At 74.8% G+C, this 13,678-nt stretch carries 15 protein-coding genes; 10 read left to right on the top strand and 5 right to left on the bottom strand.

The window, feature by feature from the left end:
• The first annotated feature begins 266 nt into the window (after nt 1–266).
• The 3 genes from BIV57_RS03650 to BIV57_RS03660 are packed head-to-tail and all read left to right on the top strand — an operon-like array spanning nt 267 to nt 1,708.
• Nucleotides 267–827 (top strand): MarR family winged helix-turn-helix transcriptional regulator, encoded by a 561-nt coding sequence (locus BIV57_RS03650; RefSeq protein WP_071655159.1) that lies wholly within the window; start codon nt 267–269, stop codon nt 825–827.
• Between the two features lie 24 nt (nt 828–851).
• Nucleotides 852–1,379, top strand: coding sequence for a sigma factor-like helix-turn-helix DNA-binding protein (locus BIV57_RS03655; RefSeq protein ID WP_071655160.1), 528 nt, complete (start codon nt 852–854; stop codon nt 1,377–1,379).
• A gap of 17 nt (nt 1,380–1,396) precedes the next feature.
• Entirely contained in the window at nt 1,397–1,708 is a 312-nt protein-coding gene (locus BIV57_RS03660; protein ID WP_139275420.1) for a hypothetical protein, read from the top strand.
• Nucleotides 1,709–1,727: 19 nt separating this feature from the next.
• Here the strand turns inward: BIV57_RS03660 and BIV57_RS03665 are convergent, their stop codons facing one another.
• Nucleotides 1,728–2,885 carry a cystathionine gamma-synthase gene (locus BIV57_RS03665; RefSeq protein WP_071655162.1) on the bottom strand — a complete coding sequence of 386 codons (1,158 nt, stop codon included), beginning with the start codon at nt 2,883–2,885 and terminating at the stop codon, nt 1,728–1,730.
• 112 nt (nt 2,886–2,997) lie between these two features.
• On the opposite strand from BIV57_RS03665, the gene msrA reads away from it, so the two are divergent.
• Nucleotides 2,998–3,672: a peptide-methionine (S)-S-oxide reductase MsrA gene (msrA, locus tag BIV57_RS03670; protein WP_071655163.1), complete on the top strand. Its 675-nt coding sequence runs from the start codon at nt 2,998–3,000 to the stop codon at nt 3,670–3,672.
• An 82-nt stretch (nt 3,673–3,754) separates the two neighbouring features.
• Nucleotides 3,755–4,435 carry a GAP family protein gene (locus tag BIV57_RS03675; RefSeq protein ID WP_071655164.1) on the top strand — a complete coding sequence of 227 codons (681 nt, stop codon included), beginning with the start codon at nt 3,755–3,757 and terminating at the stop codon, nt 4,433–4,435.
• Nucleotides 4,436–4,451: 16 nt separating this feature from the next.
• Here the strand turns inward: BIV57_RS03675 and BIV57_RS03680 are convergent, their stop codons facing one another.
• A complete protein-coding gene (locus BIV57_RS03680) occupies nt 4,452–6,113 on the bottom strand; it encodes a SulP family inorganic anion transporter (RefSeq protein WP_245797409.1) in 1,662 nt (553 codons plus the stop codon).
• Nucleotides 6,114–6,239: 126 nt separating this feature from the next.
• Between BIV57_RS03680 and BIV57_RS23345 the strand changes: the two genes are divergently transcribed.
• Nucleotides 6,240–7,178, top strand: a complete 939-nt coding sequence (locus tag BIV57_RS23345) for a GNAT family N-acetyltransferase (protein ID WP_079169976.1) — start codon at nt 6,240–6,242, stop codon at nt 7,176–7,178.
• Nucleotides 7,179–7,221: 43 nt separating this feature from the next.
• The gene (locus BIV57_RS03695) at nt 7,222–7,716 is read left to right on the top strand and encodes a glutathione peroxidase (protein ID WP_071655225.1); all 495 of its coding nucleotides are present in this window, start codon (nt 7,222–7,224) and stop codon (nt 7,714–7,716) included.
• A 295-nt stretch (nt 7,717–8,011) separates the two neighbouring features.
• On the opposite strand, the gene BIV57_RS03700 is transcribed toward BIV57_RS03695, so the two are convergent.
• Together BIV57_RS03700 and BIV57_RS03705 are read right to left on the bottom strand one after the other, a co-directional pair.
• A complete protein-coding gene (locus BIV57_RS03700) occupies nt 8,012–8,314 on the bottom strand; it encodes a hypothetical protein (RefSeq protein WP_071655166.1) in 303 nt (100 codons plus the stop codon).
• A 66-nt stretch (nt 8,315–8,380) separates the two neighbouring features.
• On the bottom strand, nt 8,381–9,781 hold the full coding sequence (locus BIV57_RS03705) for a cystathionine beta-synthase (RefSeq protein WP_071655167.1): 1,401 nt from the start codon (nt 9,779–9,781) through the stop codon (nt 8,381–8,383).
• Between the two features lie 168 nt (nt 9,782–9,949).
• Between BIV57_RS03705 and BIV57_RS03710 the strand changes: the two genes are divergently transcribed.
• The 3 genes from BIV57_RS03710 to BIV57_RS03720 all read left to right on the top strand — a co-directional run bounded on the left by BIV57_RS03710 (nt 9,950) and on the right by BIV57_RS03720 (nt 13,277).
• Entirely contained in the window at nt 9,950–10,993 is a 1,044-nt protein-coding gene (locus BIV57_RS03710) for an SGNH/GDSL hydrolase family protein (protein WP_079169977.1), read from the top strand.
• Nucleotides 10,994–11,088: 95 nt separating this feature from the next.
• Nucleotides 11,089–12,309: an acetyl-CoA C-acetyltransferase gene (locus BIV57_RS03715; protein ID WP_071655169.1), complete on the top strand. Its 1,221-nt coding sequence runs from the start codon at nt 11,089–11,091 to the stop codon at nt 12,307–12,309.
• Between the two features lie 224 nt (nt 12,310–12,533).
• The gene (locus BIV57_RS03720; RefSeq protein ID WP_071655170.1) at nt 12,534–13,277 is read left to right on the top strand and encodes a hypothetical protein; all 744 of its coding nucleotides are present in this window, start codon (nt 12,534–12,536) and stop codon (nt 13,275–13,277) included.
• Between the two features lie 30 nt (nt 13,278–13,307).
• Here the strand turns inward: BIV57_RS03720 and BIV57_RS03725 are convergent, their stop codons facing one another.
• Nucleotides 13,308–13,628 carry a hypothetical protein gene (locus tag BIV57_RS03725; RefSeq protein ID WP_071655171.1) on the bottom strand — a complete coding sequence of 107 codons (321 nt, stop codon included), beginning with the start codon at nt 13,626–13,628 and terminating at the stop codon, nt 13,308–13,310.
• Nucleotides 13,629–13,678 lie beyond the last annotated feature (50 nt).

The following is a 13,678-nucleotide window of genomic DNA, read 5'->3' on the forward strand; positions in this document are numbered from 1 at the left end:
ACGCGATATATCGCGTCAACTGTCCATGCGGCATACACCCGCTTCGGGACCCGTTCGGCCCACGTGGTGCAACGGTCGCCGCACCGGTCGCGGCACTCCAGCGGAGCGCCGCGACCGGGTGACCCATCACCGGTTCCGACGGTAGCCGGGGGGTCCGACATCTCCCGTTCCGAGACCCTTCCGAGACCTTCCCGAGCGGCTTCCGGAAGGCGCGGCGCGATGCCACAGTGGTACCCATCCATCCGGCCGAGACGGAACGCGAGCCCATGACGGACTACGACACCCTCCTCGAGGACCTGCAGTACCAGGTCGCCCTGTTCGCACGCCGTGCCGAGCAGAGCCGCATCGGTGGAGTCGACCAGCGCCGCGGGGTCATGGACCGCGCCGCGTTCCTGCTGCTCCACCGGCTCGACGGCGAAGGCCCGCTGGGCGTCAAGGCGCTCGCCGCCGCGATGGGCATCGACTCCTCGACGGTCACCCGGCAGGTCGCCCCGCTGGTCGACCAGGGCCTGGTGCGCCGGGTGCCCAACCCGGACGACGGCCGCGCGGTCGTCCTCGCCCTCACCCCGGCGGGGCGGCTCCGCCTCGAAGAGGTCCGCACCTCGCGGCGCGCGCTGCTCACCGAGCTCACCGAGGGCTGGACGCGCGACGAGCAGGAGCACTTCGCCGAACTGCTCACCCGCCTCAATCTGCGGCTGAGGCAGCGCCAGTTGGGCTATCCGCAGGGCGACGCGCCGCAGGACGCGCCGCCCGCGACCCACGAGCCCGCCGCCGCCGATGAGTCGGACGAGTCCGACGAACGTCCCGCGCCGGCCGCGGCCGGCTGACACCCGGGAGGAGGGTCGGATGAGATGAGCTCTCCGCCGCGCCGCCCCGGCCTTCCGGCGGAACCCGCCGAGCCCGCCGAGGAGTTCCGCGCCTTCGTCGCCGGCGCCGCCCCGCGGCTGCTGCACGTCGCCGAACTCCTCACCGGCGACCGGGCGGTGGCCCGCGCGGTGCTGCGCGGCGCGCTCACCCGCACCTGGCTCTCCTGGCCCGCGCTGCGCGGCGGCGACCCCTACGCCCACGCCCGCCAGCAGCTGCTCGGCGGGTACACCCGGCGCGTCCCCGGGCTGTGGCTGCGCGCCCGCACCCCGCGCCGGATCCGTCCGCGCGGCGAGCCGACCGGCCTCGCCGGATCGGCCGCGCTCGCCGGGCTCAGCGCCCGGGAGCGCACCGTCGCGGTGCTGCGCTACTTCGAGAACCTCGACGTCCAGGCCACCGCGGCGGCGCTGGGCATGCAGCCGGAACAGGTGGAGCGGCTCGCCGAGAGCGCGGTCCGCGCGATGCTCCCCGACCGAGCGCCCGCCGCGGGGCCGCGGCTCGGCCTGGTGGGGTGAGGGAGGCGGTGGGAGGGATGCAGGGAACGGCAGGGCAGCCGGGAGCGCGCGGGCTCACCGGGATGCCGGGGTGCGACGTCCGGGAGAACTGGACGCGCTTCCCCGACCGCCGCGAGGAGGGCGCGCGGCGCGCCCTCGCCGCGCCCGACCCGGCACCGCCGGCGGGCCTCGCCCGCGAGGTCTTCGGACGGGCCCGGCGGCTCCGCGCCTGGCGCCGCTGGGCGGCGCTGGTGGCGTGGTTGGCGCTGTTCGCCGGGGCGGCCTTCCTGGCGTGGTGGTTCACCCGCCCGCCGGGGGTGCTGCCGCTGGAGGGCATGCGGCCGTTCTGAACGCGGCGCGGCCGACCGGTCAGCCCAGGGCCTGCCCGAGGTCCTCCAGCAGGTCGTCCAGGGACTCGATGCCGACCGAGAGGCGCACCAGGTCGGCGGGGACCTCCAGCGGGGAGCCCTCCGCCGAGGCGTGCGTCATCCGGCCCGGGTGCTCGACCAGCGACTCCACCCCGCCGAGTGACTCGCCGAGGGTGAACAGCCGCGTCCGGTCGCACATCGCGACCGCCGCGTCCGGCCCGTCCGCGTGCCGGAAGGAGACCATCCCGCCGAAGCCGCGCATCTGCTTCGCCGCCACCTCGTGGCCGGGGTGCGACGGCAGCCCCGGATAGAGCACCTGCGCGACCTTCGCATGCCCGGCCAGGAACTCGGCCACCTTCGAGGCGTTCGCGCAGTGCCGGTCCATCCGCACCCCGAGCGTCTTGATGCCGCGCAGCACCAGCCAGGAGTCGAACGGGCCGGAGACGCCGCCCATCGAGTTCTGGTGGAACGCCAGCTGCTCGCCCAGTTCGGCGTCCGCCGCCACCAGCGCGCCGCCGACCACGTCCGAGTGGCCGCCCATGTACTTGGTGGTGGAGTGGACGACCACGTCCGCGCCGAGCACCAGCGGCTGCTGCAGATACGGGCTGGCGAAGGTGTTGTCGACCACCAGCAGCGCGCCCGCGCCGTGCGCCACCTGCACCAGCGCCGCGATGTCGGCGATGCCGAGCAGCGGGTTGCTGGGCGTCTCCACCCAGACCGCCACCGTCTCCGGGCGGAGCGCGGCGCGCACCGCCTCGGGGGACGTCATGTCCGCGGCCGTCCAGGCCACTCCCCAGCGCTGCAGCACCTTGGCGAAGAGCCGGAAGGTGCCGCCGTAGGCGTCGCCGGGGATGACCACGTGGTCGCCGGGCTTGCACACCGTTCGCAGCAGGCAGTCCTCGGCCGCCAGCCCCGAGGCGAAGGCCAGCCCGCGGCGGCCCTGCTCCAGCGCGGCGAGGTTCTCCTCCAGCGCGGTGCGGGTGGGATTGGCCGAGCGGCTGTACTCGTAGCCGCCGCGCAGCCCGCCCACGCCGTCCTGCTTGTACGTGGACACCTGGTAGATCGGCGGGACCACCGCCCCGGTCAGGGCGTCCGGCTCCTGGCCTGCGTGGATGGCGACAGTCTCGAAGCCGTGCGGATGCTGGTCGTCGTTGCTCATGCTGCCCGAGGGTATAGCGGCGGACCGGGCCGCCGGGCCGGAAACAACGGGCGGTCCCTCGCGTGTTGGACATGGTGAGATGGAGTCCCCCCACCCCGAAGGAGCCGGACGGATGTTCCAGCACCGCCAGAACTTCAAGGACCGCCTGCCGGCCCCCGACGAGGCCCTCCCGGGCCGCCCCGAGCCGACCTTCACCCTCCCCGAGCGGCACGAGGTGCTCGGCACCGCGCTCGCCGCGCCGTACCCGGACGGCCTGGAGACCGCCGACTTCGCGCTGGGCTGCTTCTGGGGCGCCGAGCGGCGCTTCTGGCAGACCGACGGCGTCCGGACGACGCTCGCCGGCTACCAGGGCGGCCTCACCGAGAACCCGACCTACGAGGAGGTCTGCTCGGGCCGCACCGGCCACGCCGAGGCGGTGCGGGTCGTCTTCGACCCGGCGAAGGTCTCCTACGAGCAGCTGCTGAAGGTCTTCTGGGAGTCGCACGACCCGACCCAGGGCAACCGCCAGGGCAACGACGTCGGCACCCAGTACCGCTCGGCCGTCTTCACCCACGGCCCGGCCCAGGAGGCCGCGGCGAAGGCCTCCCGCGAGGCCTTCCAGAAGGTCCTCGACGGCCTCGGCAAGCCCGCCATCACCACCGAGATCACCCCGGCCCGCACCTTCTGGCCCGCCGAGCCGTACCACCAGCAGTACCTCGCGGAGACCAAGAACCCCAACGGCTACTGCGGCCTCGGCGGCATCGAGGGCGCGTCGTGCCCGATCGGGATCGCGCGGACGGACGGCTGAGACCCGATCGGGTCATCGGGGTCGCCACGGCGGCGGGTGCGGCTGAGGTTGGGGGAACCGACGCCGCAAGGATGCCTCCGACATGGGCGACGCCATCGGGCAGATGCTGGCCTCCGCGGTCGGCATCGCCATCAGTCCGCTCCCGCTGATCGCCGTCATCCTGATGCTGGCGACGCCGCGCGGCCGCGCCAACGGGCTGGCCTTCACCGCCGGTTGGGTGGTCGCGCTGGCGGTGGTCGTCGGGGCGGTGACGGCGGCCGCCGGCGGGGCGGACGCGGCCGGGCACGCGCACGGCACCGGCGGCTGGGCGGCCTGGCTCAAGCTCGCGCTGGGCCTCGTCTTCCTGCTGCTCGCCGCGCAGCAGTGGCGGGGCAGGCCGCGCGACGGGCAGCAGCCGAGCACCCCGGGGTGGATGGCGGCGATCGACCGGTTCACCCCGGTGCGGTCGGCGGGGCTGGCCGCCGCGCTCGCCGCGCTCAACCCCAAGAACCTGGTGCTCGCCGTGGGCGGCGCGCTGGCGATCGCCTCCAGCGGCGCGAGCGGCGGCGGCACGGCGGTGGCCGCCGCGGTCATGGTCGTCATCGGCTCGCTCTGCGCGCTGCTCCCGCTCGGCGTCTACCTGTGCGGCGGCAGCCGTGCGGCCCGTGTCCTCGACGGCTGGAAGTCCTGGCTGGGCGCGCACAACGCGGCCATCATGATCACGGTCCTCGCCGTGCTCGGCGCCAAGTACCTCGGCGACGCGATCACCGCACTGACGGGCTGACGCCCCGTCGGCGGCGTCACCGCCCGGGCGGCTCCGCCAGCCACGCCTCGGCGTCGGCCACCGCCTTCTCCAGCGGGGCGAAGAGCGTCGGTTCGGCAGGGACGAGGGCGACGTCCGCCGTGGCGCCGGTGGCGGCGAGGATGCGGGCGAGGCGGGGCTCGACGCCGGCGAGGGTGAGGCGGCCGCCGCCGTCGCGCAGCGTGCGGGCGTAGCGGCGCAGCACCTTCACCACCGCCGAGGACGGCACGTCCGGCATGCCCCGAACCACCAGCACCACCGCCGCGCGGGAGCCCGCCGCGGTGCGCGGCCACGCCGCGTCGATCCGCGGCACCTCCGCGAAGAGGCTGACGCCGTCGTAGTAGAGCACCGTCACCGCCCCGGACGGGAACTCCGCGGGCGGCTCCGCCACCCGCCAGTGCCCGTCCTGCGGGGTCAGCGCCACCAGCCGGGCGCGCCGCGCCGCCTGCGCGCAGTACAGCAGCAGCGACAGCACCGCGCCGAGGATGATCGCCCGCTGCAGCGGCAGTTGGGTGGTGGCCAGGAAGGTCAGCACCATCGCCGCCGCGGAGAGCGGCGAGGTGCGCAGCACCAGCGCGATGTCGGCGCGCTTGCCCCAGATCAGCTCGCCCCCGACCACCAGGATCAGCCCGCCGATCACCGGCATCGGGATCCGCTCGGCCAGCGACCCGACGGCGAGCACGATCAGCGCCAGCCACACCCCGGAGAACACCCCCGCCCAGCGGGTGCGCGCGCCCGCCGCGACCGCCACCCCGGTGCGGGAGAGCGAGCCGCCGACCGGCAGCGCCTGGAAGAGGCCGCCGACCGCGTTCGCCGCGCCCTGCGCCAGGAAGTCGCCGTTCACCGAGGAGCGCGAGCCGTCCGGGTTGGGCACCGTCGGCCCGATCCCGGCCGCCTGGGCGAGCGCCACCAGCGCCACCGAGACGGCCCCGCCGATCAGGTGCGGCGTAGCGCCGAGGTCGGGGGCGGTGAAGTGCGGCAGCGCCGCGGGGATGCGGGCGATGTCGCGGACCGTCTCCACGTCCAGCCCGGCGAGCCCGGAGACCAGCGAGGCGGCCACCATGGCGAGCAGCAGCGCGGTGGCCCGCAGCGCCTTCACCGCGTGCGCGGCGGCCCAGGCCGCCACCGTCCCGGCGGCGAGCGCCGTCGCGGTGCCGTCCCAGTGCGGCAGGTGGACGAGCCAGTCGCCGAGCTGGACGAGGCGGTTGTGGCCGTGCGGGGCGTAGCCGGTGGCGTCCTTGAGCACCCCGGTGATGATCTGCAGCGCGATGCCAGTGGAGAACCCGGTCATCACCGCGTTGGAGACGAAGCTCATCACCGCGCCCAGCCGCAGCACGCCCATCAGCAGCATCACCACGCCGGCGAGCACCGCCAGCAGCGCGATGTTCCCCGCGGCGTGCGGGTCGAGGTGGGCGTCGGCCAGGACGCTCTGCGAGGTCAGCGCGATGGCGCTGGTGAGGGTGGTGACCATCAGCACGGTGCGGGCCAGCAGCGAGCCGACGACCGCGGGCACCACCCCCGCGTAGAGGCCGGCGATCGGGCTGAAGCCGCCGATGGCCGCGTACGCCATTCCCTCCGGGATCGAGAACAACCCGGTGACCAGGCCCGACGCCACATCCGCGCCCGTCGGCCGCCCGACCTTGCGCAAGCGCGCGGCCACTCGCCGCCCTCGCATCCGCCGCCCCCTCCGCCTCCGCCTCCGGGTTCCGCTCTGATCCTCCGTCACCAGGGCGCCCCGGACCGTCCCCTGGCGTCCGACCGGGTGAGGCTGTGCCAGGCTGCCGGGATGGACATCGACTGTGTGGGAGCGCTCATCAGGGACCCGGCGGGCCGGGTGTACGTGCACCGGCGTACCGCCGAGCGGCGGCTGCTGCCGGGCACCTGGGACGTGGTCGGCGGCCATCTGGAGGCCGGCGAGTCGCCGGAGCAGGCGCTGGCCCGGGAGATCGAGGAGGAGACCGGCTGGCGGCTGTCCCGCGTCGAGGCGCAGATCGCCGACTGGGAGTGGACGGGCGACGACGGCCGGCACCGCCGCGAGCTGGACTACCTGGTCGAGGTGGACGGCGACCTGGCGGCGCCCCGGCTGGAGGAGGGCAAGCACGACGCCTCCGGCTGGGCGGGCGGGCCGGGCGCGCTGCGCGCGTCCGACTTCGACTGGCTGATGGAGGGCCGCACGGACGGCGACCGCCGCCTCGCCGAGCTGATCGCGCGCGCCGCCCGCACCCGGCTGACGGAGCGTCTGCGGCTGGAGCCCGCCGGCCCGCGGAGCGCGGTGCACCTGTGGCGGATCCACTCCCGCCCGGAGGTGGCGCGGGCCTACGGCGAGGAGCCGTGGACGCCCGCGCACGCGGCCGGGACCGCGGCGGCGTGGGGCGACGCCTGGGACGCGGACGGCGTGCACAAGTGGATCGCCTACTCCAGGGCGACCGGGCGACCGGTCGGCCGCGGCGGCCTGTCGGTCCGCGAGGTGGCGGGCGTCCCCGGCCGCCTGGAGCTGGGCTGGGCGCTGCTCCCCGAGGTGTGGGGCCGGGGCCTGGCCACCGAGATCGGCGCGGCCGGCCTCGACTTCGCCTTCCGCGACCTCGGCGCGCAGGAGGTGGTGGCCTTCACCGACGTCGCCAACACCCGCTCGACGGCGGTGATGGAGCGCCTCGGCATGCGCAGGGAGGGCGAGTTCGACGACGGCCCGTACCGGGCCGTGCTCTACAGCAGGCGCCGCGTGTGAGGATGGCGGGCAAGGACATGTCCACAGTGAGGGGTTGACCTCGATGAGCACACTCCACGAGATCCCGCTGCGCACCCTGGACGGCGGGGCCGGCTCGCTCGGCGACCACGCCGGGAAGGCGCTGCTGGTGGTGAACGTCGCCTCCAAGTGCGGGCTGACGCCGCAGTACGAGGGGCTGGAGCGGCTGCAGCAGCGGTACGCCGACCGCGGGTTCAGCGTCGTCGGCTTCCCCTGCAACCAGTTCGGCGGCCAGGAGCCGGGCACCGCGGAGGAGATCGCGACGTTCTGCTCGGCGACGTACGGCGTCTCCTTCCCGATGTACGAGAAGGCGGACGTCAACGGTGCGGAGCGGCAGCCGGTCTACGTCGAGCTGACCAAGGCGGCGGACGCGGAGGGCGCGGCCGGCGACATCCAGTGGAACTTCGAGAAGTTCCTGGTCTCGCCGGCGGGCGAGGTGGTGGGCCGGTTCCGCCCGCGGACCGAGCCGGAGGCGCCGGAGCTGGTCGCGGCGATCGAGGCGCAGCTGCCGGAAGAATGAACCCGGGCGTCACCGAGCGGCAGCACCGGCGTAACACGCGGCGGGCAGAGTGGTTCCCGTGAGCCCCCCGGAGCAGGGGTGGCGGCGCGAGCACACGGAGCGGCTCCCGTGCGCGCCGCCGGTCTCACGGTCGCCCGGGTCCGGTCTCTGACATCCGGCCCGGCGGCCTGCCGCGGGAACCGCCGTCGTCCCGCTCCTGCCTCGGCAGGAGTGCGGCGGTTCCCGCGCCTAGCTTTTTTGCGGCGGCGGCGCCGTGACGGCCGCGATCCGGTGTGCGGGTCGCGGCCGTGTCCGGTCACTCGTGCAGTTCCCCGCGCCCCTGCGGGGCGTCGTCGCCGTCGTCCGGCCAGTCCTCGGCGCCCTCGGCCTGGAGGGCGGCGCGGTGGTGGGCCCAGAGGGCGAGGCCGAGGGCGGCGGCGCCGACCACGAGGAAGACCGCCCCGCCGATCACGTACGGCCTGCGGTCGAAGCCGGTCTCGGCGAGCACGGGGACGTCGGTCGCGTAGGCCGCGAGGCCGGTCGCACCGGCCCCGCAGGCCAGGGCGAGCAGCAGCGCGACGCCGAGCGCCGTCGCGGTGAGCGGTGGCCTGGTGGGCATCGTCCGTCACTCCCCCTGTGCTTCCTGTTGCCGATGCGTCAGCTTAGGCCGCCGGACGGCCACTTCTCAGCCCTTCTCGGCCGCGAGGTAGGCGAGCAGGTCGGAGCGGGTGACGATGCCGGCCGGCTTGCCGTCGACCAGCACCACCGCCGCGTCCGCCTTCTCCAGCGCGCTCATCAGCGCGGTGGCCGGCTCCCCGCTGCCCACCACCGGCAGCGGCGGGGACATGTGGCGCTCCAGGGGGTCGCCGGACTCGGCCTGCTTGGCGAAGAGCGCGGCGAGCAGTTCGCGCTCCGCGATCGCGCCGACGACCTCGCCGGCCATCACGTCCGGGTGCCCGGCGCCGGGCGAGACGACCGGCATCTGCGAGACGTGGAACTCCCGCAGCACCTCGATGGCCTCGCCGACCGTCTCGGTCGGGTGGACGTGGACGAACTCGGGGATGCCGGCCTGCTCTATGGCGACCTTGCGGTCCAGCACGTCCTTGACCAGCGGGCCGCTGCCCTCGTTGCCGCCGAGGAAGCCGTAGTCGGCCATCCACTCGTCGTTGAAGATCTTGGAGAGGTAGCCGCGGCCGCCGTCCGGCAGCAGCACCACCACCACGGCCTCCGGCCCGGCCTCCTTGGCGACCTGGAGCGCGGCGACGACCGCCATCCCGCAGGAGCCGCCGACCAGCAGGCCCTCCTCGCGGGCGAGGCGCCGCGTCATCTGGAAGGAGTCCTTGTCGGAGACGCCGATGACCCGGTCGCAGATGTCGCGGTCGTAGGCCTCCGGCCAGAAGTCCTCGCCGACGCCCTCGACCAGGTACGGCCGGCCCGACCCGCCGGAGTAGACCGAGCCCTCCGGGTCCGCGCCGATGATCTGGACGCTGCCGCCGGAGACCTCCTTGAGGTAGCGCCCGGTGCCGGAGATGGTGCCGCCGGTGCCGATGCCGGCGACGAAGTGGGTGATCCGGCCCTCGGTCTGCTCCCACAGCTCCGGCCCGGTGGACTCGTAATGGGAGCGCGGGTTGTTGGGGTTGGAGTACTGGTCCGGCTTCCAGGCGCCGGGGATCTCCCGCATCAGCCGGTCGGAGACGTTGTAGTAGGAGTCGGGGTGCTCGGGGGCGACGGCGGTCGGGCAGACCACCACCTCGGCCCCGTAGGCCCGCAGCACATTGATCTTGTCGGTGGAGACCTTGTCGGGGCAGACGAAGACGCAGCGGTAGCCCTTCTGCTGGGCCACGATCGCCAGGCCCACCCCGGTGTTGCCGGAGGTCGGCTCGACGATGGTGCCGCCCGGGGCCAACTGCCCGGACTTCTCCGCGGCCTCGATCATGCGGACCGCGATGCGGTCCTTCACCGAGCCGCCGGGATTGAAGTATTCGACCTTCGCCAGCAGAGGTGCGGATCCCGCTGCGGGGAGGGTGTTCAACCGCACCAGCGGGGTGTTGCCGACGAGGTCGATGATCGAGTCGTGGTAGCGCACGCGAACACCCTATGACGCGCGGCGTCCCATCGGGCGAAACCTGTGCCGCTTCTGACTGGTCGTCGGGGTGCGGACGGTTCGGCGGGGGCGTCTCCGGGGAAATCACCCACGGCACGACATGATTCGCACACGTGCCGGAATGTGATGAACGGGCGAGAGGAGGGGCAGATGTCGCGGGCTCGTGTTGCGCGCCGCATCGCCGCGGCGGCCGCCGTCGGCGGGGGCGGGATCGGCGTCCTGGGCGGTGCCGCCATCGGTCTGCTGCTCGCGGAGGCGCGGCTGGCCATGAGGGCGATCGGGATCACCGAGGGCCGGGCGCCGAACGCGGACGGCCTCTACGGGGCCGGGTTCGCCGAGCGGGAGCGCTCGGCGGCGCTGGAGGCGGTGCCGCCGGGGGCGGCCGGGACGCTGACCCTGGCGGTGCTGGGCGACTCGACGGCGGCCGGCCTGGGCGTCGCCGAGCCCGGCCGGACGCCGGGGGCGCTGCTCGCCGGCGGGCTGGCGGCGCTCGCGGAGCGTCCCGTCCGGCTGGTCAATGTGGCCCTGTCGGGGGCGCGTTCGACGGACCTGCCGCGGCAGACGCCGCTGGCGCTGGCGGAGCGCCCGGACGCGGCCGTCGTCATCATCGGGGCCAACGACATCACCCACCGGGTGAAGCCGGCCGAGTCGGTGCGGCTGCTGACGGACGCGGTGCGGGCGCTGCGCGAGGCGGGCGCCGAGGTGGTCGTCTGCACCTGCCCGGACCTGGGCACGGTCCGCCCGGTGAAGCAGCCGCTGCGCTACCTGGCGCGGCGGGCCTCCCGCCAGCTGGCGGCGGCGCAGACCATCGCGGTGGTGGAGAACGGCGGGCGGACGGTGTCGCTGGGCGACCTGCTGGGCCCGGAGTTCGCGGCCCGGCCGTCGGAGATGTTCGGCCCGGACCGCTTCCACCCTTCCGCGGAGGGCTATCTGACGGCGGCCATGGCGGTGCTGCCCACGCTGGGCGCTTGCTTGAGCCTGTGGCCGGAGGAGGAGGCCGCGGTCGAGGTGCTGGAGCCGGCCCGCGGCGAGGCGCTGCTGCCGGTCGCGGAGGCGGCCGCCGAGGCCGTGGAGACGGCCGGCACCGAGGTGGCCGGCACGCCGCGCTCGCATTGGGCGCAGCTCAAGCGGCGTCGGCTGCGGCAGCTCTTTACGGCGCGCGGGGCCCCGGCTAGTCTCGCCGAGGCGGAATGACTACCCACGGGTAACATTCCGTCCCGGAAGAGTCCGCGGCGGCCGCACCGCCGCGGATCCGCCTCCGCGCCAGTCGAGGGATCGAAGGGGAAGCCATGCCCGAGGCCGTCATCGTCGCCACCGCCCGCTCGCCGATCGGCCGGGCCTTCAAGGGGTCGCTGAAGGAGCTGCGCCCGGACGACCTGGCCGCGACCGTCGTCCGCGCCGCCCTGGACGAGGTCCCGGAGCTCGACCCGCACGACATCGACGACCTGATGCTCGGCTGCGGCCTGCCCGGCGGCGAGCAGGGCTTCAACATGGGCCGGGTGGTCTCCACCCTGCTCGGCCTGGACGACCTGCCCGGCTGCACCGTCACCCGGTACTGCGCCTCCTCGCTGCAGACCACGCGGATGGCGCTGCACGCGATCCGGGCCGGCGAGGGCGACGTCTTCGTCTCGGCGGGCGTGGAGTGCGTCTCGCGCGCCGTGAAGGGGACGTCCGACACCCTCCCGGACACCCGCAACCCGCGCTTCGCCGAGGCCGAGGCGCGCAGCCTGGCCCGCGCCGAGGCGGGCGCGGAGACCTGGCACGACCCGCGCCGGGACGGCCTGCTGCCGGACGTCTACCTGGCGATGGGCCAGACCGCGGAGAACCTGGCGCAGGCCAAGGGCGTCACCCGCGAGGAGCAGGACGCCTTCGGGGTGCGCTCCCAGAACCTCGCCGAGAAGGCCATAGCGGACGGCTTCTGGGCCCGCGAGATCACGCCGGTGACGCTGCCGGACGGCACCGTCGTCGCCAAGGACGACGGCCCGCGGGCGGGCGTCACCGCCGAGGGCGTCGCCGGGCTGAAGCCGGTCTTCCGCCCGGACGGCACCGTCACCGCCGGCAACTGCTGCCCGCTCAACGACGGCGCCGCGGCCGTGGTGGTCATGTCCGACACCAGGGCCCGCGAGCTGGGGCTGACGCCGCTGGCCCGGATCGTGGCCACCGGGGTCTCCGCGCTCTCCCCCGAGATCATGGGCCTCGGGCCGGTGGAGGCCTCCCGCCAGGCGCTCTCCCGGGCCGGGCTGAGCGTCTCCGACATCGACCTGGTGGAGATCAACGAAGCCTTCGCCGCCCAGGTCATCCCCTCCTACCGGGAGCTGGGCATCGACCTGGACCGGCTGAACGTCAACGGCGGGGCGATCGCGGTGGGCCACCCCTTCGGGATGACCGGCGCCCGGATCACCACCACGCTGATCAACTCCTTGCAGTGGCACGACAAGCAGTTCGGGCTGGAGACCATGTGCGTGGGCGGCGGCCAGGGCATGGCCATGGTTCTGGAGCGGATGAGTTGACGCGCCGGGCGGCAGCCGGGCGGGCGGCGGGGCGGCGGGGAACCCGCAGGACGGCGGGGTCGTTGGTGGCGTGGGGAACACCACGCCACCGCGAAGGGCGCACCGCGGTGTGATTTAGGACAAAAAGGACCCTTTACCCCTGGTGCGACGACTTCAACCGTCGCACTGTGGAGTAGACCAATATGTCCGTTCCGCCCGGGCCCCGCCTTACGAGGAGAACCGCCGTGAAGCTCGCTCGCCTGCTCATCGCCGTGCCCGTCGTCGCCGCCGGTATCGCCGCGGCCGCGCGGGGTCTCCGCCACACCGTCCGGTCCGCCGTCGCGGCGGAATTCGCCGCCGAGCGGGACCGCGAGTCCGCCGAGGCCCGCGCCTACTGGAACGAGCAGCGGCGGCGCGAGCTGGAGGACGAGGCGGGCATGCCCGAGCAGCGGATAGCGGTCGACGACCTGCTGCCCCTCGACGCCGACATGGACCCGGAGTTCGCCGCGGCGCTGCGCCACGCGCTGGAGGACATCGCCGACTCCGACCTCGCCGGCCCGGCCGTCCCCCCGGCGGCCGCGGGCACCGGCCCCGACGCCGGCCCCGCCGGCCCGGGCGTCCCCGACCCCATGCGGCACCCCTCCAACCCGGCCTGGGTGCCGAACACGCCCGACCAGGCGTGGACCGAGCGGCGCCTCACCGAGCTGTGCGCGCAGGGCACCCCGCTGGCCGACGTCCGCCCGGGCCCGCTGGGCACGCTCGACCTCTACGTCTTCGAGGACGAGACCACGCTCTGCGTGATCCCCGGCGACCGCGAGGTCACCGAGCGCCTCGTCGACGCGCTGCGCGCGGGCCACGCGGTGCGGATGCTCGGCGGCTCCACGATCGCGGGGTCCTTCGCCCTCACCTTCGAGATCGCCGCCCCCGACACCCCCGACGCCCCCGCCGTCTACCTCCTGGCGGACCGCGTCGTCGCCTCCGCCCAGTAGGCGGACCGCGCCCCGTCAGGGGCGCGGCGGCTACGCGCGCCCCAACAGCTCCGTCACGCGCCCCAGTTCCGCCGCCACGACCCCGCCCGCGTCGTCGCGGCCCCGGGCCGCCTCGACCAGGTCGTGTCCGGTCACCGCGATCTGATCGCCGATCACGAACCCGCCCTCGTCGGGAACCTCCGCCCCCGCCTCCACGCCCTCCAGCCCGGCCGCGGCGGCGGCCAGCGCGCGGGCGACGGCGAGCCCGTCCCCCGCGAAACGCCGCAGCCTGCTCTCCGGCATCGTGCGGTAGCGGTCCGCCAGCCGGTCGACCGCCGCCGAGAGCGACGCCAGCTCCTCCTGATTGCCCATGTCGGCAAGGCTAAGGCGTCCCCAAACCCCCACCCGACGCATGCGTCGCC

The sequence above is a fragment of the Mangrovactinospora gilvigrisea genome (genome assembly GCF_001879105.1).
GTDB lineage: Bacteria > Actinomycetota > Actinomycetes > Streptomycetales > Streptomycetaceae > Mangrovactinospora > Mangrovactinospora gilvigrisea.

Excerpts from the sequence above, each read along its gene's own strand:
- BIV57_RS03695 (WP_071655225.1), top strand. The coding sequence starts at position 7,222 with ATGAGCACACTCCACGAGATCCCGCTGCGCACCCTGGACGGCGGGGCC.
- BIV57_RS03660 (WP_139275420.1), top strand. The coding sequence starts at position 1,397 with ATGCAGGGAACGGCAGGGCAGCCGGGAGCGCGCGGGCTCACCGGGATG.
- BIV57_RS03650 (WP_071655159.1), top strand. The coding sequence starts at position 267 with ATGACGGACTACGACACCCTCCTCGAGGACCTGCAGTACCAGGTCGCC.
- BIV57_RS03715 (WP_071655169.1), top strand. The coding sequence starts at position 11,089 with ATGCCCGAGGCCGTCATCGTCGCCACCGCCCGCTCGCCGATCGGCCGG.
- BIV57_RS03710 (WP_079169977.1), top strand. The coding sequence starts at position 9,950 with ATGTCGCGGGCTCGTGTTGCGCGCCGCATCGCCGCGGCGGCCGCCGTC.
- BIV57_RS23345 (WP_079169976.1), top strand. The coding sequence starts at position 6,240 with ATGGACATCGACTGTGTGGGAGCGCTCATCAGGGACCCGGCGGGCCGG.
- BIV57_RS03700 (WP_071655166.1), bottom strand. The coding sequence starts at position 8,314 with ATGCCCACCAGGCCACCGCTCACCGCGACGGCGCTCGGCGTCGCGCTG.
- BIV57_RS03665 (WP_071655162.1), bottom strand. The coding sequence starts at position 2,885 with ATGAGCAACGACGACCAGCATCCGCACGGCTTCGAGACTGTCGCCATC.
- msrA (WP_071655163.1), top strand. The coding sequence starts at position 2,998 with ATGTTCCAGCACCGCCAGAACTTCAAGGACCGCCTGCCGGCCCCCGAC.
- BIV57_RS03675 (WP_071655164.1), top strand. The coding sequence starts at position 3,755 with ATGGGCGACGCCATCGGGCAGATGCTGGCCTCCGCGGTCGGCATCGCC.
- BIV57_RS03725 (WP_071655171.1), bottom strand. The coding sequence starts at position 13,628 with ATGGGCAATCAGGAGGAGCTGGCGTCGCTCTCGGCGGCGGTCGACCGG.
- BIV57_RS03655 (WP_071655160.1), top strand. The coding sequence starts at position 852 with ATGAGCTCTCCGCCGCGCCGCCCCGGCCTTCCGGCGGAACCCGCCGAG.